Annotated in this window: 19 protein-coding genes, 3 tRNA genes and 1 other RNA gene; 14 read left to right on the forward strand and 9 right to left on the reverse strand. The window is 66.0% G+C overall.

Annotated elements, in window-relative coordinates; all coding sequences use genetic code 11:
• Positions 1-108: 108 nt before the first annotated feature.
• The 4 genes from BR78_RS0101440 to tkt form a co-directional block, all read right to left on the reverse strand.
• Positions 109-176, reverse strand: a tRNA-Ile gene (locus tag BR78_RS0101440).
• 178 nt (positions 177-354) lie between these two features.
• A complete protein-coding gene (locus BR78_RS0101445; RefSeq protein ID WP_029934394.1) occupies positions 355-1,545 on the reverse strand; it encodes a phosphoglycerate kinase in 1,191 nt (396 codons plus the stop codon).
• Positions 1,546-1,648: 103 nt separating this feature from the next.
• Positions 1,649-2,656, reverse strand: coding sequence for a type I glyceraldehyde-3-phosphate dehydrogenase (gene gap / locus BR78_RS0101450; RefSeq protein WP_029934395.1), 1,008 nt, complete (start codon positions 2,654-2,656; stop codon positions 1,649-1,651).
• Positions 2,657-2,705: 49 nt separating this feature from the next.
• On the reverse strand, positions 2,706-4,613 hold the full coding sequence (gene tkt, locus BR78_RS0101455; protein WP_231478189.1) for a transketolase: 1,908 nt from the start codon (positions 4,611-4,613) through the stop codon (positions 2,706-2,708).
• 214 nt (positions 4,614-4,827) lie between these two features.
• Between tkt and BR78_RS0101460 the strand changes: the two genes are divergently transcribed.
• From BR78_RS0101460 to BR78_RS0101480, 6 genes are all read left to right on the forward strand, one after another.
• Entirely contained in the window at positions 4,828-5,016 is a 189-nt protein-coding gene (locus tag BR78_RS0101460) for a hypothetical protein (protein ID WP_029724254.1), read from the forward strand.
• On the forward strand, positions 5,016-5,318 hold the full coding sequence (locus BR78_RS0101465; RefSeq protein WP_029724255.1) for a cell division protein ZapA: 303 nt from the start codon (positions 5,016-5,018) through the stop codon (positions 5,316-5,318). The genes BR78_RS0101460 and BR78_RS0101465 overlap by 1 nt, the downstream gene beginning before the upstream one ends.
• 56 nt (positions 5,319-5,374) lie before the next feature.
• A non-coding RNA gene (ssrS, locus tag BR78_RS22360) (6S RNA) lies at positions 5,375-5,530 on the forward strand.
• Positions 5,531-5,546: 16 nt separating this feature from the next.
• Entirely contained in the window at positions 5,547-6,101 is a 555-nt protein-coding gene (locus BR78_RS0101470; protein WP_029934397.1) for a 5-formyltetrahydrofolate cyclo-ligase, read from the forward strand.
• On the forward strand, positions 6,083-6,316 hold the full coding sequence (locus tag BR78_RS22065; protein WP_037565859.1) for a DUF2842 domain-containing protein: 234 nt from the start codon (positions 6,083-6,085) through the stop codon (positions 6,314-6,316). Before BR78_RS0101470 ends, BR78_RS22065 begins: the two co-directional genes overlap by 19 nt.
• Before the next feature lie 57 nt (positions 6,317-6,373).
• Entirely contained in the window at positions 6,374-6,799 is a 426-nt protein-coding gene (locus tag BR78_RS0101480) for a DoxX family protein (protein ID WP_051683141.1), read from the forward strand.
• Between the two features lie 16 nt (positions 6,800-6,815).
• On the opposite strand, the gene BR78_RS0101485 is transcribed toward BR78_RS0101480, so the two are convergent.
• The 3 genes from BR78_RS0101485 to BR78_RS0101495 all read right to left on the reverse strand — a co-directional run bounded on the left by BR78_RS0101485 (position 6,816) and on the right by BR78_RS0101495 (position 8,200).
• Positions 6,816-6,892, reverse strand: a tRNA-Asp gene (locus tag BR78_RS0101485).
• Positions 6,893-6,973: 81 nt separating this feature from the next.
• A tRNA-Asp gene (locus tag BR78_RS0101490) sits at positions 6,974-7,050 on the reverse strand.
• Between the two features lie 43 nt (positions 7,051-7,093).
• Entirely contained in the window at positions 7,094-8,200 is a 1,107-nt protein-coding gene (locus tag BR78_RS0101495; RefSeq protein ID WP_231478190.1) for an AI-2E family transporter, read from the reverse strand.
• Positions 8,201-8,425: 225 nt separating this feature from the next.
• On the opposite strand from BR78_RS0101495, the gene BR78_RS0101500 reads away from it, so the two are divergent.
• Positions 8,426-9,934 carry a glycerol kinase gene (locus BR78_RS0101500; protein ID WP_051683142.1) on the forward strand — a complete coding sequence of 503 codons (1,509 nt, stop codon included), beginning with the start codon at positions 8,426-8,428 and terminating at the stop codon, positions 9,932-9,934.
• A gap of 2 nt (positions 9,935-9,936) precedes the next feature.
• Positions 9,937-10,224, forward strand: coding sequence for a GIY-YIG nuclease family protein (locus BR78_RS0101505; protein WP_029934404.1), 288 nt, complete (start codon positions 9,937-9,939; stop codon positions 10,222-10,224).
• 128 nt (positions 10,225-10,352) lie between these two features.
• Here the strand turns inward: BR78_RS0101505 and BR78_RS0101510 are convergent, their stop codons facing one another.
• Positions 10,353-12,056, reverse strand: a complete 1,704-nt coding sequence (locus BR78_RS0101510; RefSeq protein WP_231478191.1) for a class I adenylate-forming enzyme family protein — start codon at positions 12,054-12,056, stop codon at positions 10,353-10,355.
• A gap of 206 nt (positions 12,057-12,262) precedes the next feature.
• Between BR78_RS0101510 and BR78_RS0101515 the strand changes: the two genes are divergently transcribed.
• The 6 genes from BR78_RS0101515 to BR78_RS0101540 all read left to right on the forward strand — a co-directional run bounded on the left by BR78_RS0101515 (position 12,263) and on the right by BR78_RS0101540 (position 19,857).
• Positions 12,263-13,486, forward strand: coding sequence for a serine hydrolase domain-containing protein (locus BR78_RS0101515; protein ID WP_029934405.1), 1,224 nt, complete (start codon positions 12,263-12,265; stop codon positions 13,484-13,486).
• 29 nt (positions 13,487-13,515) lie between these two features.
• Complete coding sequence (locus BR78_RS0101520; RefSeq protein ID WP_037565866.1) at positions 13,516-15,543, forward strand: 3-hydroxyacyl-CoA dehydrogenase NAD-binding domain-containing protein; 2,028 nt, start codon at positions 13,516-13,518, stop codon at positions 15,541-15,543.
• A gap of 131 nt (positions 15,544-15,674) precedes the next feature.
• Complete coding sequence (locus BR78_RS0101525) at positions 15,675-16,832, forward strand: acyl-CoA dehydrogenase family protein (RefSeq protein ID WP_029724204.1); 1,158 nt, start codon at positions 15,675-15,677, stop codon at positions 16,830-16,832.
• 123 nt (positions 16,833-16,955) lie between these two features.
• Entirely contained in the window at positions 16,956-18,065 is a 1,110-nt protein-coding gene (locus BR78_RS0101530; RefSeq protein WP_029934407.1) for an acyl-CoA dehydrogenase family protein, read from the forward strand.
• Positions 18,065-18,949 (forward strand): acyl-CoA thioesterase, encoded by an 885-nt coding sequence (locus BR78_RS0101535; RefSeq protein WP_029724202.1) that lies wholly within the window; start codon positions 18,065-18,067, stop codon positions 18,947-18,949. Before BR78_RS0101530 ends, BR78_RS0101535 begins: the two co-directional genes overlap by 1 nt.
• A 14-nt stretch (positions 18,950-18,963) precedes the next feature.
• Positions 18,964-19,857 carry a PhzF family phenazine biosynthesis protein gene (locus tag BR78_RS0101540; protein WP_029934408.1) on the forward strand — a complete coding sequence of 298 codons (894 nt, stop codon included), beginning with the start codon at positions 18,964-18,966 and terminating at the stop codon, positions 19,855-19,857.
• On the opposite strand, the gene BR78_RS0101545 is transcribed toward BR78_RS0101540, so the two are convergent.
• A complete protein-coding gene (locus BR78_RS0101545; RefSeq protein WP_029934409.1) occupies positions 19,854-20,639 on the reverse strand; it encodes an SDR family NAD(P)-dependent oxidoreductase in 786 nt (261 codons plus the stop codon). The genes BR78_RS0101540 and BR78_RS0101545 overlap by 4 nt on opposite strands.
• Between the last annotated feature and the right edge of the window lie 115 nt (positions 20,640-20,754).

Genomic DNA, 20,754 nt, shown 5'->3' on the forward strand with positions numbered 1-20,754 from the left:
GGCACCGGTTGCCTCGGTTCAGCGCGAACGCTTCGCCTCGGCAGGAACGCCCCGCCGGCCTCCCCGATATGGAGTGCCTTGCAAAGGGCACTGGCGTTTCAGGCCAGTTTGGAGCGGGAGTCGAACCCGCGACACACAGATTATCAGTCTGTTGCTCTACCCATCTGAGCTATCCAGTGGGACGGAATCGAACCGTCGAGCTTGGACCCAAACCAAGTGGCTACCATGCCAGGTCCGCTGAGCCATGGAACACGGATCCGGTACGCCGGCCGCGCCCGGGGGGTCTCACGAGCCCCGCCGAAATGGCAAAACGGACGGCGCCTCTAATACCGGACGCGCAACGAGTCCAGCAGATTATTGCTGCAGTGCAGCAACGCCCGGCAGTTCCTTGCCTTCCATCCATTCGAGAAAGGCGCCGCCGGCGGTCGAGACAAAGCTGAAATCTCCGGCGACCCCCGCCTGGTTGAGCGCTGCGACGGTGTCCCCGCCCCCCGCGACCGAGACCAGCGAACCTTCTTTTGTCAGCGCCGCGGCGGTCTTCGCCAGCGCGACCGTGGCGGCGTCGAACGGCGGCGTCTCAAAGGCCCCCATCGGACCATTCCACACGAGCGTGCGACAATTCTTGAGGACGTCGCCCAGCGCCTCGGTGGCGGCGGGGCCGACATCGAGGATCATCTCGTCCGCGGCGACTTCGTGGACGTTGACCGTGCGCGTCGGAGGATTGGGCTTGAACTCCTTCGCCACCACCACGTCATAGGGCAGATGGACGGTGCAGTTCGCCTTGTCGGCCGCGTCGAGGATCTCCTCGGCAGTGCCGGTCAGGTCGTGCTCGCACAGTGACTTGCCGACATTCACGCCACGTGCGGCGAGGAAGGTATTGGCCATGCCCCCGCCAATGATCAGGTGATCGACCTTCTCGACGAGATGCCGCAGCACATCGAGCTTGGACGAGACCTTGGCCCCGCCCACGACTGCCGCGACCGGGTGCTCGGGATTGCCGAGCGCCTTGTCGAGTGCATCGAGCTCGGCCTCCATCTGGCGACCGGCAAAGGCCGGCAGCTCGCGCGCCAGTCCCTCGGTCGAGGCATGCGCCCGGTGCGCCGCCGAGAAGGCATCGTTGACGTAGAGATCGCCCAACGCGGCGAGCCGTTCGATCGTGTCAGGCGCGTTCTTCTCCTCGCCCGGATCGAAGCGGGTGTTCTCGAGGATGCCGACTTCGCCATCGGCCATCGTCTCGATCACGCCGGCGGCGTCCTGATCGTCGATGAATCGCACCGGGCGCCCGAGCACCTGACTGAACGGCTTGGTGACGAGCGCAAGGCTCATGCTCGGATCGCGCTGCCCCTTGGGACGCCCGAAATGCGCGAGCACGATCACCTTGGCACCCTTGTCGGCCAGCTCGGCGACAGTCGATATCGCGGCGCGCAGCCGGGTGTCGTCGGTCACCCCGCCATCGGCCATGGGGACGTTGAGATCCTCGCGGACGAGCACTCTTTTGCCGGTGACGTCGCCCATGTCGTCGAGCGTTTTGAAAGCGCGGGCCATATTAACCTCGTCATCCCCGCGAAAGCGGGGACCCATCTCGTGCGGGTCCCGCTCGCGGCACGGTTGGGAGATGGGCCCCCGCTTTCGCGGGGGTGACGTCCTATTAGTTGAGCTTCGCCATCGCCGAGGCGGTGTCGACCATGCGGTTCGAAAAGCCCCATTCGTTATCATACCAGCTGACCACCCGGACCAGCTTGCCGTCGATCACCGCGGTCTCGAGGCTGTCCACCGTCGACGATGCCGGCGTATGGACGATGTCGATCGAGACGAGCGGCTCGTCCGAATAGACCAGCACGCCCTTGAGCGGGCCGCTCTCCGACGCCGCCTTGAGGATCGAATTGATCTCCTCGCGCGTGGTGTCCCGCTTCGGCGTGAAGGTCAGGTCGACCAGACTGCCGTCCGGAACCGGAACGCGGATCGCCGAGCCGTCGAGCTTGCCCTTCAATTCGGGGAGCACTTCGCCCACCGCGCGGGCGGCGCCGGTGGTGGTCGGGATGATGTTCATCGCCGCAGCGCGCGCGCGGCGCAGGTCCGGGTGGATCTGGTCGAGAATCTTCTGATCGTTGGTGTAGGCGTGGACCGTGGTCATCAGACCACGCTCGATGCCGACGCTGTCGTTGAGCACCTTGGCGACCGGCGCCAGGCAATTGGTGGTGCACGATGCGTTCGAGACGATCGTGTGGCCGGCCTCGAGCTTGTCGTGGTTGACGCCGAAGACGACGGTCAGGTCGACGCCCTTGCCCGGCGCCGAGATCAGCACCTTCTTCGCACCCGCATCGATGTGCTTCTGCGCCGAAGCACGATCGGTGAAGAAGCCGGTGCATTCGAGCACCAGCTCGACGCCGCTCTCGGCATGCGGAAGGTTCGCCGGATCCTTCTCCGCAGTCACCTTGATGCGCTTGCCGTCGATGACGAGGTCGTTGCCGTTGGCGGTCACCGTACCCGGATATTTGCCGTGGACGCTGTCGCGCGAGAAGAGCCAGGCGTTGGACTTGGCGTCGGCGAGGTCGTTGATCGTGACCAGTTCGAGCCCGCTGTCGGGACGCTCGAGGATCGCGCGCGCGACCAGCCGTCCGATGCGTCCGAAACCGTTGATCGCAACCTTCGTCATATCGCTTCACTCCTGCAAATCTGAGCCGTTCGGCTCGCTATATGGGTGCTCAGCCGAGCGCCGCCACGATTTCCGGGACGATCGCCGCGGCGGTGAGACCGAAATGCTCGTAGAGCTTGGGTGCGGGTCCGGACGCGCCGAACCCGTCGATGCCGAAGCGGAGCCCGGCGATCCCGGTGTAGCGCTCCCAACCCATCGTCGTGCCGGCCTCGATCGAGACGCGCACCACGTGATGCGGAAGGATATCGTCGCGATAGGCGGCATCCTGCGCGTCGAAACGTTCCCAGCTCGGCATCGACACCACGTCCGCGCCGATTCCCCGCGCTTCCAGTTCCCCGCGGACAGCGACCGCGATCTCGACTTCGGAGCCGGTAGCGATGAGCACCACCTTGCGCTCGGCCTCGGCCGCGAGCAGGCGATAGGCACCCCTGGCGGAGCGGTTCTCGCCGCCGTCGGTGCGGAGCTGTGGCAAATTCTGGCGCGAGAGCGCGAGCAACGATGGCCCGTCGGTCTTCTCCAGCGCCAATGCCCAGCATTCTGCGGTCTCGATCGTATCGCACGGGCGATAGACATCGAGATTGGGCATCACCCGCAGGCTCATCATATGCTCGATCGGCTGGTGCGTCGGGCCGTCCTCGCCGAGGCCGATCGAATCGTGGGTCATCACATAGACGACACGCGTCCGCTGGAGCGCCGAGAGCCGGATCGCCGGCCGGGCATAGTCGGAAAAGACGAGGAAGGTGCCGCCATAGGGAATCACGCCGCCGTGCAGCGCCATCCCGTTCATCGCCGCCGACATGCCGAATTCGCGGATGCCGTAATAGACGTAGCGGCCCGAATAGTCGGACGCGGTAAGCGGCTTGAGCCCCTTGGTCAGCGTGTTGTTCGAACCGGTGAGGTCGGCCGAGCCGCCGATCGTCTCGGGCAAGGCGACGTTGACCGCCTCGAGCGCCATCTCGGACGCTTTTCGGGTCGCGACTTTCTGCGGATTGGCGAGCAGGCTGTCGACATAGGGCTTCAGCCAGTCGGACGAGACATTGCCGCGCTTCTCGAAAGCCGCACGATTGCTGTCGCTTGCCAGCCGCTGCTGCCACTGCGCATGAGGTTTGGCGCCGCGCTTCCCCGCCGCCAGCCATGCCGCGCGGATATCTTCGGGAACCTCGAAAGCGGGATAATGCCAACCCAAGGTCTCGCGCGCCGCCGCGACTTCGTCTGCACCCAGCGCCGCGCCGTGCACCTTGGACGAACCCTGCTTGTTGGGCGCGCCCTTGCCGATGATCGTCCGGCAGCGGACCAGCGAGGGCCGATCGTCGGCAAGCGCGGCGTCGAACGCCGCAGTGATGCTCGCCTCGTCATGCCCGTCGCATTCGACGACATGCCAGCCGGTCGCCGCATAGCGCGCCGGAATATCCTCACTCGACGAGAGCGAGACCGCGCCGTCGATGGTGATCTTGTTGTCGTCCCACAACACGATCAGCCGCCCGAGCTTGAGATGCCCGGCAAGCCCGATCGCCTCGTGATTGATGCCTTCCATCAGGCACCCGTCGCCGGCGATCACCCAGGTGCGGTGATCGACCAGAGCCTCGCCGAAAGTCGCATTGAGGTGCCGCTCGGCGAGCGCCATGCCCACCGCCATCGCCACGCCCTGCCCCAGCGGCCCGGTGGTCGCCTCGACTCCGGCCAGTTCGAAATTCTCGGGATGGCCGGCACAAGGGCTGCCGACCTGGCGGAAGTTGCGGATGTCCTCCAGCGTCGGCCGGGCATAGCCGGTGAGGTGGAGCAGCGAATAGATCAGCATCGACCCGTGGCCGGCCGACAGCACGAAACGGTCACGGTCGGGCCAGTGCGGATCGGCCGGATCGAATTTGAGATAGTTCTGGAACAGGACGGTCGCGACGTCGGCCATGCCCATCGGCATGCCGGGATGCCCCGAATTGGCGGCCTCCACGGCGTCCATCGATAGCGTGCGGATGGCATTGGCGCAGTCGCTGAAGGATGCGGACACTTGGACTCCCCTGCTGGTCGCGGACGCCTTTGGGACGCACACGCCCGCGCGTCAACCGCTCCACGGGCTCGGTTCGGCAAAGCCGTTGACCGCTCTCGAAAATTCGGTGGGCTGTTCGGCGCATGCACCCTTGCCGCGCCCGCTCGCTCTGCCTAATCGATACGTCATGGCCGAAAGCCCTGCAGACCGGATCGAACAGGCGCTCGCGCGGATCGAGGCAGCAGCGGCCGCGCGCGCTTACGCCACTGCCCGTCTCGCCAGCCGTCACGCCAAACTGCGCGCGCGGATCGAGGAGGCAGTGACCTCGCTCGATGCGCTGATCGCCCGCGAAACGTCGAACGTGGAAGCCGAGTAATGGCCGATATCGACCTCACCATCGCCGGACGTACCTATTCCGTCGCCGCGCGCGAAGGCGACGAGCCGCATCTGCGCCATCTCGAATCGATCCTCCAGGAACATGCCGTCACCGCGCATCGCGCCTCGGGTGGGCTCAATGCCGAGCGGACCTTGGTCTATCTCGCGCTGATTCTCGCCGACATGGTCGACGAAGTGCAGCGCAATCCGCCCGAGGGCGTCTCGCCGGTATTGCTCGAAAGGATCGCCGATCGGCTCGAAGCCGTAGCCATCGCGCTGGAAGAAGACGCCGCCGAGGCCTGAAATCGCGCGCAGGCGCGGTTGCTTCTCTGCGCCGGCCACCCTAAATGCATTCACGGCGGGCACTGCCCGGTACGAGCCTTGGCATTATCCCTGAGGCTATTCATCATCCATGGGAGCTGTCCCTGTGCAGATCCTGGTCTGTCGCACATGGTTCCCACCTGACGTAACAGGCGTCAGAGGATATTCTGGCAAACGGCCATGGCGGTCCCGCCACCGCATCCTTCCCGCATGATTCTGGACAAGCCCGCGCTCCGCGCCAGGCTCCGCGCCGATCGTGACCAGTTCGCCGCCGAATCGTCGACAGCCATTCTCGCGCCCGAAGCATTTGTCGAACGCATCCGGGAAGGCATGACCGTCGCAACCTATTGCGCTGTCGGCAGCGAAGCCGATCCGACCCAACTCGCAGCAGCAGCAGCAGCAGCCGGGTGCCGGCTCGCTTTACCCTTCGTCGTCGATCGCGCCATGCCGATCCGCTTCCTCGCCTGGCAGCTCGGCGAGCCGCTCGTCGACGGCCCGTTCAATTTGCGCCAGCCCGATCCCGCCAGTCCCGAGGTCGAGCCCGACGTCATTCTAACACCGCTGGTCGGGTTCGACCGTCGTCTCAATCGCCTCGGCCAGGGTGCCGGCCATTACGATCGCGCCTTCGCCCGCTACGAGGCGGCGTGGCGCGTCGGCGTGGCATGGTCGGTGCAGGAAGTCCCTGCTATCCCCGCCGACATCTGGGACGTGCCGCTGCACGCGATCATCACCGAGGAAGGCATGTTGTGGCACGCGGAGAAGTGAAGGCGAGCTGGCGTAAGCCCGCGGGCATGCTCGCGATCCTGCTGCTGATCCTCGTCTGGGTGGTGCTGGTCGCCAGCTTCTCGGCGGAGATCGGCGCGCTGCCGATCCTCGTCCAGCTGGTGATCTACGTCGTGCTCGGCATCGTCTGGATCACGCCGCTCAAGCCGTTGCTCCGCTGGATGGAGACCGGAAACTGGCGCCTGCCCCGCAACTGAGCGGTCGCAAGGTTCGCAAAATCGCGCTAGCGGTACGCGCTCGGTAGCGGAGGAATCATGGCTTTCAGGCGCAGTCGCACCGCGGGTTTCGCGGGCTATTCCGATGCCGCATTGCTGCTGGCCCGCCTCGTCATCGGCGCGTTTCTGATCTGGGGCGTCTGGGACAATATCCAGAGCGCCGCGCGGATGGCCGAATTCGCCCGATTCCTCGCCGCGCACGGCTTCCCCCAGCCAAAATGGATGGCGCTGATCTCGGTTTGGGCGCAGTTCGCCTGCGGCGTGGCGTTCGTGCTGGGCCTCGCCACCCGTTGGGCCGGGCTGGTCTGTGCGATCAACTTCGCTGTCGCGGTGGCGATGGTCGATGCCAGGCTCGGCATCCGCGGCGCATTCCCCGCGACGAGCCTGATTCTCTTCGGACTACTGTTCGCAACCCTAGGCGCGGGCCGCTATTCGATCGACGCGATGTTCGGCGGACGCCGCTGAGATCCACATAAGGGCATGGCGCGAGTGACGGGGCTCGAACCCGCGACCTCCGGCGTGACAGGCCGGCGCTCTAACCAACTGAGCTACACCCGCTTGATCCAGGCGGGGCGACGCATGCCGCAGATAGGAAACCGCTTCGATTGACCAACAGGGAACCCCATAAGGGATCCCGCGTGGCGCGAGTGACGGGGCTCGAACCCGCGACCTCCGGCGTGACAGGCCGGCGCTCTAACCAACTGAGCTACACCCGCTCTCGAAGCGAGGAGGCGCCACTAACCCCGGCTTGGGGGGGTGTCAACCGGATTGGTCGCGACTTTGCCGCCGGTGCGTATGTGTTTCCCCCGGATGACGGATCAACGTGCCGTGTTCGAACAGGAATCCGGCGATATCGGGCTTGCCCGCGGCGTTGAGCACGGTCTGGATGATGATCAACAGCGGCACCGCGAGCAATGCGCCGGGCGTGCCCCACACCCATCCCCAGAAGCTCAGCGAGACGAGGATCAGGATCGGGCTGATCGTCAGCCGGTGCCCCACGATCAACGGGGTAACGACGTTGGCCTCGATAAGGTGCGCGCCGATCATCAATGCGGCGGGCAGCAGCGCCCACCAGATATCGGCGAAGCTCATCAGTCCGCCCACCGCGAGCAGCAACGCCGCCATCACCGGGCCGATATACGGAATATAGTTGAGCAACGCGACGATGCCGCCCCACATCAACGGCGTCGGCATGCCGATCGCCCACAGCGCGCCCGCGACGATCAGCCCCAGCGTCACATTGATCAGCGTGATCGTGCCGAGATAGGCCGAGGTATCGTCGACCACGTCCTGGATCACCCGCGCCGTCGCCATCGCGCCGCCGAAGCTCGCACGCCGGGTGATCGCGTTGCGCCGCAGCCGAGTCCAGCCCGAGAGGAAGAAATAGATCACCAGGATCGCGAAGAACATCTCGATCAGCGCCGACGGTGCCGAGGTCGTGAACAGGTCGAGCAGCGATCGCGGCGGGGCCACTGCGATCGTCTCCGGCTGCCGCGCCGGTGCCGAGGCGAAATTGGTCAGCGTCCGGTCCACGAAGCGTTCGAGATTCGAATAGAAGCGGATCAGCGGCTCGAGATTGTGCTGGATCTGCGGAATGCTCTCGGGGAGCCGCTGCATCCATTGCCACGCCGGCACCACGATCGAGGCGAGCGCGATGTTCGCGGCGATCAGAAAGAGCAATACGCAGGCCAGGGCAGCCAGCGGCGCGGGCATGCGGTGGCGTTCGAGCCACTCCAGCATCGGCACCAGCGCGATCGCGATCACCAATGCGGCGGTGAGCGGCAGGAAGAAGGGCGATCCTTCCTTCAGCGCGAAGGGAATGAGAAACAGCAGCCCGATGCCGATCATCAGCGCCAATGCGGCCATCAACCGGTCGCGCTTCAGCCCGTCGCCCAGGCTCTCCTGACCTTCCGGCGAGAGCAAGGGTTGGCGCGGCGCCGCAGGCGGGATGCCGCCCTCGCTCTCGCTGCCACCGCCCATCGCCCGGGGTTGATCGTCCACCCTGCTCTCTCCTTCTCCTCGCTTCTAGGAGCCGCGCGAGGCGGGAGCAACGCCAGTTGCGCGGGCTGCAATCCGGGCTAGGCTGCCGTCATGGGCGAACTCCTGCTGGTGCTCGACGAGGGCACGACTTCCACGCGCGCGATGCTGTTCGAGCCGTCGGGCAAATGCGTCGGCACGCACGCCGCCGAACTCACCCAGCATTATCCCGGTCCCGGCCTCGTCGAGCACGATGCTGCCGAGATCTGGTCCCGCAGCCTGGCCTGTGCCCAGGCGATGGTCGACAAGGCCGGCGGCGCCGACAAGATCGCCGCGATCGGCATCACCAACCAGCGCGAGACAATCGTCTTCTGGGACAAGTCGACCGGCGAGCCCCTCGCTCCGGCTATCGTCTGGCAGGATCGGCGCAGTGCGGCGATGTGCCGCCAATGGCGCGAGGCGGGCGAGGAACCCGGTGTACAGGCCCGCACCGGCCTCCTCCTCGATCCCTATTTCTCCGGCACCAAAATCGCCTGGGCTATGGAAAACTGGCCGCAGCTCAGCGAGGCCGGCGATCGCCTCGCGATCGGCACGATCGAAAGCTGGCTGGTCTGGAACCTCACCGGCGGCCTCCACATCACCGACGCCACCAACGCTTCACGCACCTTGCTGATGGGCCTGGGCTCGGGCGGCTGGAGCGACGGATTGCTCGATATGTTCTCCGCGCCCCACGATGCCCTCCCCGAGATAGTCGACTGCGCCGGCCGCTTCGGCGTCACCAAATTGTTCGGAGGCGAGATCCCTATCTGCGGTCTCGCGGGCGACCAGCAATCAGCAACGATCGGGCAGGCGTGTTTCGCCAAGGGCGATACCAAGGCGACCTATGGCACCGGCGCCTTCGTCCTCACCAACGCCGGTACCGCCCCGCCCGCCTCGAAGAACCGCCTGCTCGCCACCGTGCTGTGGCAGCTCGGCGGCCGCCGCATTTATGCGATCGAGGGTTCGGTGTTCGTTGCCGGCAGCCTTATCCAATGGCTCCGCGATTCGGTCGGTCTGATCGCGACCGCGTCCGAGACCGAGGCGCTCGCCCGCTCGGTCGCCGACAACGGAGGCGTTTATCTCGTTCCCGCCCTGAGCGGACTCGGCGCGCCCTGGTGGGAGCCCGAAGCGCGGGGCGCGCTCTCCGGCCTCAGCTTTGCCAGCACCCGCGCCCACATCGTCCGCGCTGCGCTCGAATCGATGGCGCACCAGAGTCACGATCTGAAAGAGGCCTTCGCCGCCGACGGCGCCGATTGGGCGCGGCTGCGCGTCGACGGCGGCATGATCGCCAACGACTGGATGGCGCAGGATCTCGCCGACATGCTCGGCGTGCCCGTCGACCGCCCCGATTTCGCCGAAACCACCGCATTGGGTGCAGCGATGCTCGCGGGCGTGGGATGCGGGCTGTTCGGCGGGCTGGAAGAGGCGGCCGTCATGCGCGGCCCGGGCACGACGTTTGAGCCCGAGATCGGCGCCGAGGCGCGAGAGCAACGACTGACAGGCTGGAGCAAGGCCGTCCAAAGCATCGTCACCCCCGCGAAAGCGGGGGCCCATCTCCCGAACTCGCCGCAAGGGCGCAGGTGACGATGGGCGGCTACGTCTACATCGTGGCCAATCGAAAAAACGGCGCGCTGTACACCGGCGTTACTGCCGACATCGCGCAACGCGTTTGGCAGCATCGCAACCGCACAGGCAGCCGCTTCACTACCGAGCACGAGATTTTCCATCTCGTCTATGTCGAGTTCCACGAGGAAATCGAGGACGCAATCGTCCGTGAAAAACGGATCAAGAAGTGGCGCCGAGCATGGAAGGTCGCGCTGATCGAGGAATCCAACCCCGACTGGCGCGACCTGTGGTTCGACCTCAACCGCTGAACCAATATTCCGTCATCCCCGCGAAAGCGGGGACCCATCTCCCCGGGGGTGCCGCGAATACCGCCGTGGTGGAGCAGGAGGGCGCACGAGATGGGTCCCCGCTTTCGCGGGGATGACGAAGGTGGTGGCTAAGCCGCCGCCTCTCCCGCAAACAACGCCCGCAGATCGGTCTTGAGGATCTTCCCCTGCGCATTCCGCGGCAGCACGTCGGTCGCAAACCGTACTTGTACCGGCACCTTGAACCCCGCCAGTCGCGCGCGGACCCAATCCTGCAACTCGGCCTCGGTCGCGCTCTTTCCCGGCGCGAGGTGCACCACCGCCACGGGCTCCTCGCCCAGGGTCCGGTGCGGCATGCCGACCAATGCGCAATCGGTCACTGCCGGATGCGCGTAGAGTACGTCCTCGACTTCGCTCGAATAGATGTTCTCGCCGCCGCGGATGATGATGTCCTTGGCGCGATCGACGACGTAGAGGAACCCGTCCTCGTCGAGCCGCGCGAGATCGCCGGTGCGCACCCAGCCATTGACGAACGTCGCCGCGGTCGCCTCGGGCTTGTTCCAATAGCCCTTCACCACCATCGGCCCGCGCGCCCATAGTTCGCCTACCTCGCCGACGGGCAATTCGCGGTCCCCCTCGACCGTCATGATCTTGAGGTCCGCCGCCGCCACCGGCGGTCCCGCGCTGGTCGGCCGGCTCAGATAGTCCTCACCCGAATGCGTCGTCACCGTCGCGGTGGTCTCGGTCATCCCCCAGCCATTGCCGGGCAGCGCGCCGAACTCCTCGTAGATCCGTTTGACCAACTCAGGTGCCGAGGGCGCGCCACCGTAAGCGATATTCTCGAGGCTCGAGAGATCGTAGCTGGCTCGCGCGGGATGTTCGAGCAATTGCCAGGCGATCGTCGGCACCCCGCCGGTGGCGTTGACCTTCTCGCGCTGGATGATCTCCATCGCCAGCTCGGGCTCCCATTTCCGCATGAACACGAGAGTCGATCCCGACGCGACTGCGCCCATCATCGCCGCCGAACACGCCGTCACGTGGAAGAGCGGGATGACGAGCAGCATCACCTTGGGCTCGGGCACCGCCGGCGGAGTCTCGCCGCGACGGAGCATCGTCCGCGCCGCGACATAGGCACTCGACATGATGTTGGTGACGAAATTCCGGTGCGTTCCCAGCGCCCCCTTGGGGCTGCCCGTGGTGCCGCTGGTGTAGAAGATCGTCGCATCGTCGTCGGGCGCTATCTCGGCGTCGGGGAAGCCGACATCCTCCAGCTCGCCCCACCCGCTCGTCTCGCCGATCAGCGATTCGAGCGCCACCGCCGGATCCTCCAATGCCCCCTTGGCGCGGCTCACCACCACGCGTTCGAGGTCGGGCAGCTGTTCGTAGCATTGCTTGAGCCGTTCGTGCCGTTCGCCGTCGACGAACAGGACCTTGGCGCCCGAATCCTTCATCGCATATTCGAGTTCGCCGCCCGTCCACCATGCATTGAGCGGCACCATGATCGCGCCGATGCTCACCGCCGCGAAGAAGATCGCCGGCCATTCGGGCAGATTGCGCATCGCCAGCGCGACTCGGTCGCCCTTGGTCACGCCCATCACGGCGAGCTGGTGTGCGATCTGCGCCGTCGCGCGGTAATTCGCCTCGAAGGTCACCCGCTCCTTTTCGTAGATCGTGAACTCGCGCGCGCCGTACGCCCGCACCATCTGCGCCAGCACCCGCAGCGACGGGGGTGCGTTCTTCCACACCCGCGTCGGCACGCCGCGAATCTCCACGGCCTCCATCTCGAACTTCGCCCCCGGCGCTGTGAGCAATGCCTTGGTCTGCTCCAGCGACATCTTGGGCCAGGCGGGGTCGAGCGGGACAATCGGATCGGGGGCCAAGCCAAGTCTCTCCATATAATTTCTGAACATTGGGTTTGGGCATCGCTGCCCCGCCGCAAGCAACGTTAGTGTTGATTCATGTCGCGCTCAAGGCAATAGGGGAAGCGCACCACGGATAAGGTGCGCCTGACCGGATTCGAACGAGAGGTATGTCGCTCCCGATGCACATGACACGGCCCGGACGCTACGGATTCGAGGCCTCCCGGACCGCGCGGATCGATGCGTTCGTGAAGGAGCGCTATCTCGACTCGGGCAAGCTGCCCCATGCCCAGCTGCTCCTGGCCCGCGACGGCGAGATTGCGCATTTCTCGCACCAGGGGCCGGCGCGCGAAGGCGGTGCCCCGGTCGATGAGGGCACGTTGTTCCGCATCGCCTCGATGACCAAGCCGATCACCAGTCTCGCCTTCATGATGCTGGTCGAGGAGGCGAAGGTCGCGCTCGACACCCCCGTCCACCACGTCCTTCCCGAGCTGAAGGGCCCCGGCGTCTATGCCGGCGGTGGCGGAAGCGAGCCTTTCACCACCGCGCCCACCGCCGATCCGATGCGGATGATCGATCTGCTCCGGCACACCTCTGGCCTCACCTACAGTTTCCAGAACCGCACCCATGTCGATGCTGCGTATCGCGAATCGAAGATGGAGAACTGGCACGGAAACCTGACCCTCGACGGGTTCGTCGCGGCTCTGGGCAAGCTCCCGCTCGAATTCTCGCCTGGAGCGGAATGGAATTATTCGGTGTCGACCGACGTGCTCGGCGCCGTGGTCGAGCGCGTCTCGGGCATCTCGCTCGATCGCTTCTTTGCCGAGCGCATCCTCGGCCCCCTCGGCATGCACGATACTTTCTTCCAGGTTCCCGCCGACAAGATCGACCGCCTCGCCGATTGCTGGGCGTTCGACGAGAAGAGCGGCAAGCGCGTCCTCTACGATCGTGGCGACGCTTCGGCCTGGTCGCGTTTCCCCAAGCTCATCTCGGGCGGCGGCGGCCTCGTCTCTACTGCGCTCGATTATCACCGCTTCTGCACCTTCTGCCTGAACGGCGGCGTGCTCGACGGTGTCCGTCTCGTCAGCCCCAAGACGATCGAGCTGATGACGATGAACCACCTCCCCGGCGGTTCGGACCTCGCGACGATGTCGCGCGCCTTGTTCAGCGAGGCGACCAACGCCGGCACCGGCTTCGGGCTCGGCTTCGCGATCACCACCGATGTCGCGCGGACGCTCGTCCCCGGCTCGGTCGGAGAATATTATTGGGGCGGGATGTTCTCGACCGCGTTCTTCGTCGATCCGGTCGAGCGGATCCACATGGTCTTCATGACGCAGCTCACCCCATCGATGCGCTACCCGATCCGCCGCGAACTCAAGACCCTGATCTATTCCGCGCTGGCCTGAGCCGCGCACCGCAAAACATGGAGAAACCAATGACGTCCCCCATCACCACCAGCCGCCAGGGCGATGTCCTGATCCTCACCTCTGACAATCCGCCGGTGAACGCGCTCGGCGCCGCGGTCCGCCAGGGCCTGCAAGCCGGGATCGAGGAAGCGAAGAACGACGACAGCATCAAGGCCGTCGTCATCGCCTGCGCGGGCAAGACCTTCTTCGCCGGCGCCGACATCACCGAGTTCGGCAAGGCGATGCAGGAGCCCTCGCTACCCGTGCTGCTCGATCAGATCGAAGCGCTCGACAAGCCGGTGGTCGCCGCGATCCACGGCACCGCGCTGGGCGGCGGCTGCGAAGTCGCGCTCGCCTGTCATTATCGCATCGCCGTCCCCTCGGCGAAGCTAGGCCTGCCCGAAGTGAAGCTCGGCATCCTTCCCGGCGCCGGCGGCACCCAGCGCCTGCCGCGCGTCGCGGGGGTCGAATTTGCGCTCGAGCTTGCCGCCAAGGGCGATCCCGTCCCAACCGCCAGGGCGAAGGACGCCGGTCTCGTCGATCGCCTCGCGGGTGAGGGCAGCCTGCTTGCAGATGCCGTCGCTTATGCCAATGAAGTGATCGGCAAGCCCGTATCGCGCTCCAGCGAGCGCCCGGTCACGGTCGATCCGGCCGTGTTCGACGCCTTCCGCAAGACCAACGCCAAGCGCTTCCGCGGCTTCGAGGCGCCCGCCACGATCATCGACCTGATCGAGAAGACCGCCGGCACCCCCTATGCCGAAGGCGTCCAGGCCGAGCGGATGAACTTCATGAAGCTGATCATGGGCGTCCAGTCCGCCGCGCAGCGCCACATCTTCTTCGCCGAGCGCAAGGCGAGCAAGATCGACGGCATTCCCGAAGACATCCAGCTGCGCGACATCAAGCGCGTCGGCGTGATCGGTGCCGGCACGATGGGCGGCGGCATCTCGATGAACTTCCTCTCGGCCGGCATTCCCGTCACCATCGTCGAAATGCAGCAGGAAGCGCTCGACCGCGGCACCGGCGTGATGCGCAAGAATTACGAAGGCTCGGCCGCCAAGGGCCGGATCAAGCCCGAGCAGGTCGATCAGGCGATGGGCCTGCTCAAGCCGACGCTCGCCCTCGAGGACCTCGCCGATTGCGACCTCGTCATCGAGGCGGTCTATGAGAGCATGGACGTCAAGAAGGACGTGTTCGGCAAGCTCGACAAGATCTGCAAGCCCGGCGCGATCCTCGCCTCGAACACCTCGTACCTCGATATCGACGAGATCGCCGCCAGCACCTCGCGTCCGCAGGACGTGCTCGGTCTCCACTTCTTCTCGCCGGCCAATGTGATGAAGCTTTTGGAGATCGTCCGCGGCGAGAAGACCGCCGATGACGTGCTCGCTACTGCCATGGCGGTCTCGAAGAAGATCAGGAAGATCGCCGTCATTGCCGGCGTGTGCCACGGCTTCATCGGCAATCGCATGCTGATGCCGCGCCAGGTCGAGGCGATGAAGCTCCTCATGGAAGGCGCCACGCCCGAGCAGATCGATCGCGTCCATGTCGAGTTCGGCATGCCGATGGGTCCGTTCCAGATGTCCGACCTCGCCGGGGTGGACATCGGCTGGCACCGCGATCCCACCCGCATAGAAAGCATCCGCGACGCGCTCGCCGCCGAGGGCCGTTGGGGTCAGAAGAAGGGCGCCGGATTCTACGATTACGACGAGAAGCGTAATCCCTCGAACAGCCCGCGCGTCGCCGAGATCATCCAGGATTTCCGCAAGAAGACCGGCACGCCTCAGCACGAGGTGACGACGGAAGAGATCATCGAGCGCACGCTCTATCCGATGGTTAACGAAGGCGCGCTGATCCTCGCCGAGGGCAAGGCCCAGCGTGCGTCGGACATCGATGTGGTATGGATCTACGGCTATGGCTGGCCGGTCTATCGCGGCGGCCCGATGTTCTGGGCCGATACCGAGGGCCTGAGCAAGATCGTCGCCGGCCTCGAGAAGCACGGCTTCGAAGTCGCCCCCCTACTCCGCGAAAAGGCCGAAAAGGGCGAGAAGTTTAACAAGTGATACGTTTCTCCCTCTCCCGCTTGCGGGAGAGGGCCGGGGTGAGGGTTAAGAGCAATGCACTCTCGACCCCGCCCCTACTCACCCTCACCCAACCCTCTCCCGCAAGCGGGAGAGGGCCAAGAGAAAAAGAAATGGCAGAGGATCTGGAAACCTTCCGCACCGAAACCCGCGCATGGCTGGAGGAAAACTGCCCACCGACCATGCGCACACCGATGCGCAGCGAGAAAGACGCCACTTGGGGCGGTCGCAACCCGGTCTACGCACATCCCGACCAGAAGCTCTGGATGGACCGCATGGGCGCGCGCGGCTGGACCGTTCCCGACTGGCCGAAACAATATGGCGGCGGCGGCCTCAGCCCGGCCGAGACCAAGATCCTCCGCGAGGAGATGGCCCGGCTAAAATGTCGTAACCCGCTCAACAGCTTCGGCATCTCGATGCTCGGACCGGCGCTCCTAAAATACGGCACCGAGGAACAGAAGCTCGAACATCTTCCGAAGATCGCCCGCGGCGAGATCCGCTGGTGCCAGGGCTATAGCGAGCCCAATGCCGGCTCCGACCTTGCCGGGCTCGCCACTTCGGCCGAGGACGCCGGCGACCATTATATCGTCAACGGCCAGAAGGTGTGGACGTCGTATGCCGATCAGGCCGACTGGATCTTCTGCCTCGTCCGCACCGACAAGGCCAGCAAGCAAGGCGGGATCAGCTTCGTGCTGTTCGACATGGCCAGCGAAGGGGTGTCGACCAAACCGATCCTGCTGATCAGCGGCTATTCCCCCTTCTGCGAGACCTTCTTCGACAATGTGAAGGTGCCCAAGGCCAATCGCGTCCATGACGAAAACAAGGGCTGGGACGTCGCCAAATATCTGCTTGGCCATGAGCGTGAGATGATCTCGGGCATGGGCCTCGCCAGTCGCGGCGAGGATCCGCTGATCGAAGCTGCGCGCCGCGGAGTCGACCCGATCCTGCGCGCCCAGATCGCCCTGTTCGAAGTGCGTTCGAAAGCGTTCGCGGCGATGTCCGAGCGCTTCATCGACGAGCTCAAGACGGGGCGCGCGCATCCCGCCCAGCCCTCGATGATGAAATATTACGGCACCGAGCTGAACAAGACGCGCCACGAGCTGATCATGGCCGCGGGCGGCTCCGACACGCTCGAATGGGAAAGCGAAGCCTCGAACCACGGTGCCGCGCCGCGTGCCTGGCTGCGCACCAAGGCCAATTCGATCGAGGGCGGTACATCCGAGATCCAACTCAACATCATCGCCAAGCGGATATTGGAATTGCCGAGCTGAAATTCCCTCTCCCCTTCAGGGGAGAGGGTTAGGGAGAGGGGCAGTCTCCAAACAATCATGGGTCGGCGCGAGAGACTGCCCCTCTCCCCGGCCCTCTCCCCTGAAGGGGAGAGGGAGAATTGAATGCCCCTCTACCTCACCGACGAACAGCAAATGCTCCACGACACCGCGCGCGACTTCGTCGCCGAGCACGCTCCCGTCAGCCACATGCGGGCGCTCCGCGACGCCGATGACGCCACCGGATTCTCGCGCGATCTGTGGAAGCAGTTCGCCGAGCTCGGCCTCACCGGCATCCTGATCCCCGAAGCCGATCGCGGCCTCGGCCTTGGCCATGTCGAGGCAGGGGTGGTGCTCGAGGAAATCGGTCGCAACCTGTCGCCCTCGCCCTTCCTCACCACCGCCGTCGCCGCGGTCGAAGCGCTCAAGGGCACGCCGCACGCCGCGCGCTGGTTCCCCGGCATTCTCGCCGGCGAGATCGTCGCCGCGCTCGCAATCGACGAGCGCGCCAAGCATGACGGCAAGATCGCGATGAAGGCTGAGCGTTCGGGCAATGGCTTCCGCCTCACTGGCGCCAAGCAGTTCGTCGCGCATGGCCACGTCGCCGATCTGCTCCTCGTCGCCGCTGCGACCGATCATGGCACCACCCTCTTCGCGGTACCTGCCGACGCGAAGGGTCTCTCCGCCGATCCGCAGCGTCTCGCCGACGCCAGCCTCGCCGCACGCCTGACCTTCGACGGCGTCGAAGTCGATGCCGACGCAGTGGTCGGCGAAGTCGATCGGGGCGCCGCCCCCCTCGCCCGCTTGCTCGCCGCCGGACGCACCGGCGCGTCGGCCGAATTGCTCGGCGTCGGCGGCGGCGCGATGGACATGACGGTGTCGTACCTCAAGGAACGTAAGCAGTTCGGCCAGTTGATCGGCAGCTTCCAGGCGCTCCAGCACCGCACCGCGCATCTCTACAGCGAGATGGAAGTCGCCCGCGCCGCCGTCCTCAAGGCACAGCAGCTCCTCGACGCCAATGACGAGCGCGCCACCGACGCGGTCTCGGTCGCCAAGGCGATGACTGGTCTCGCCACCACGCTGGCAGTGCAAGAAGGTATCCAGATGCACGGGGGCATCGGCATGACCGACGAATATGATATCGGCTTCTACATGAAGCGGGCGCGTGTCCTCGCCGAGCTGTTCGGCGACGCCAATTTCCACGCCAGCGCGCTGGCGCAGGCGGCGGGATATTGATGCCTGAACCTACTCCCGCCGAGCTCGTCCAGCTGCTCTCCACCCTCCTCGACGTCGAGGAGATCGACACCGATCTCTATCGCGGCCCCCGCCTTCCCGGCGGCGTCGGCCGCGTGTTCGGAGGGCAGGTTGTCGCACAGGCTCTCCAGGCCGCTCAGCGATCGGTGGACGGCGACAAGGTCGCGCACTCGATTCACGCCTATTTCATGCGCCCGGGCGACGAGAATTACCCGATCATCTACCGCGTCGTCCGCGATTTCGAAGGCCGCAGCTTCGCCAATCGCCGCATCGTCGCGATGCAGAAGGGCCAGCCGATCCTCAACATGACGGCGAGCTTCCAGTCGCCCGCCGAAGGCCTGCACCACCAGGACGCGATGCCCGACGTCCCCGATCCCGACACGCTCCGCTCCGAACGCGAGCTGCGCGAGCAGATCCGCGACCAGGTCCCCGAGAAGTTCCGCCGCTTCTTCCTGCGCGCCCGCCCGATCGAGATCCGCCCGGTCAACCCGCGCAACTGGTTCGCCCCCGACAAGATGGCGCCCGAGCAGCACAGCTGGTTCCGCGTCGTCGCGCCGCTTCCCGACGATCTCGCGCTCCACCGCGCGATGCTCGCTTATGCCAGCGACATGACTCTGCTCGGCACCTGCCTGCTCCCGCACGGCGTCAGCTGGATGACCGGCGAGGTCCAGACCGCCAGCCTCGACCACGCGATCTGGCTCCACGAGCCGTTCCGCTTCGACGAGTGGCTGCTCTACACCACCGACAGCCCCTGGGCCGGCCATTCGCGCGGCTTCAACCGCGGCAAGATCTACAGCCGCGACGGCCGCCTGGTCGCCAGCGTCGCACAGGAAGGCCTGATCCGCTTGCGCAACGACCGCGGTTGAGCAAAAGGCGGCGCATGACGACGCGCAGCTTCCCCTACGTCACCCTCGACGTGTTCACCGACACCCGCTTCGGCGGCAATCCGCTCGCGGTGTTCACCGCTGCCGAGGGATTGAGCGACGCCGAGATGCAGGCGCTCGCCGCCGAGATGAACTATAGCGAGACGACCTTCGTCCTGCCGCCCGCCGATCCCGCCAACACCGCGCGCGTGCGCATCTTCCATCGCACTGCCGAAATGCCCTTTGCCGGCCACCCGAATGTCGGCACCGGCTATGTCCTCGCCGGCCTGCGCCCCGAGGCAGGCGACGTGCTCCGTTTCGAGGAGATCGCCGGCCTCGTCGAAATCCGCATCGAGCGCGACGCCGAAGGCCACCCGACCGGCGCCGAGATCGACGCGCCGCAGCCGCTCCAGATACTCGGCACGCTGCCCGTCGAGGCGATCGCCCCGTGCATCGGCCTCGCCGCCTCCGATCTGGTGACCAGCTCGCACATTCCCACCCGCGCCAGCGTCGGCGTCGATTTCACTTTGGTCGAGGTCACCGCCGAGGCGCTCGCTCGCGCGCTTCCCGATGTCGCGACCTATCGCAGCGTCGCCGAAGAACATCTCGGCGCCGGCGACCGCCTCTCGATCTTCCTCTACGCCCGTGACGGCAATCGCATCCGCGCCCGCATGTTCTCGCCGCTCTCCGGCACCTGGGAAGACCCCGCCACCGGCAGCGCCAACGCCACGCTCGCCGCGCTGCTGTTGTCGCTTACCGGGGATGACGAGGCACGCTTCGAGACGGTCCAGGGCGTCGAGTTGGGCCGTACCAGCAGCCTCAGTCTCCGCGCATGGCGCACCGCGGACGGCATCCGCGCCAGCGTCGGCGGCAACTGCGTGCCCGTCCTGCGCGGCGAGGCGACACTCTAGAAAGCGGGCTTGCCGAACTCCTGCCGCGTCACCGGATGGCTCGAGGAGAGCCCGCCGTCCACCACCCAGGCTTGACCGTTGACATAGCTGGCCTCGTCGCTGGCGAGAAACAGCGCCACGCGGGCGATCTCCTCGGGCGCGCCCGCGCGCCGCAAGGGGTTGAGCCGTCCGAGCTTGTCCTCCTTGCCCACCTCGCGCGCATATTCGAACGCGCGCGCGGTCATGCCGGTCTCGATCAGCCCGGGGCAGATCGCATTGACCCGCACATTCGAGGTCGAGAGCTGCTGCGCGGCGGTCTGGACGAGGTTGATCACTCCCGCCTTGCTCGCCGAATAAGCCGGCCCGCCCGCGCCCGATCGCAGGCCCGCGACGCTGGCGGTGCACAGGATGGCGCCGCCGCCGCGCTCGACGATCCGCGGCGCGGCATGCTTGATCGCCAGCGCGGGGCCGATCAGGTTGACCCGCAGCACTTCGGTCCAGAGCTCGACGGTGGAGTCGAGGATTCCCGAAGCCCCGCCCGAGATCCCGGCATTGGCGTAAAATACGTCCAGCCCGCCGAAGCGATCGCAGGCAGTGGCGACGAGCCGCTCGACATCGGCCTCGTCGCCTGCGTCCATCTGTACGGCGAGCATGTCGTCCCGTCCGGCATTGGTCTCGTGCACCGCCTCATTCAGGTCGGCGGCGACGACCTGCGCACCCTCTTCGGCGAACAGCCGCGCGGTAGCCCGCCCGATCCCCGATCCCGCGCCGGTGACGATGACGACCTTGTCCTTGAATCGCATGCTGCCCTCTCCCTTTTCGTCACCCCGGACTTGTTCCGGGGTCCACCACGCAGCCGGGTGTGAAGCAAGAGGCTCCAGTCCTTTGCGCGCGGCACCGTGGACCCCGGAACAAGGC

This window comes from Sphingomonas sp. UNC305MFCol5.2, from assembly GCF_000712135.1.
Lineage (GTDB): Bacteria > Pseudomonadota > Alphaproteobacteria > Sphingomonadales > Sphingomonadaceae > Sphingomonas.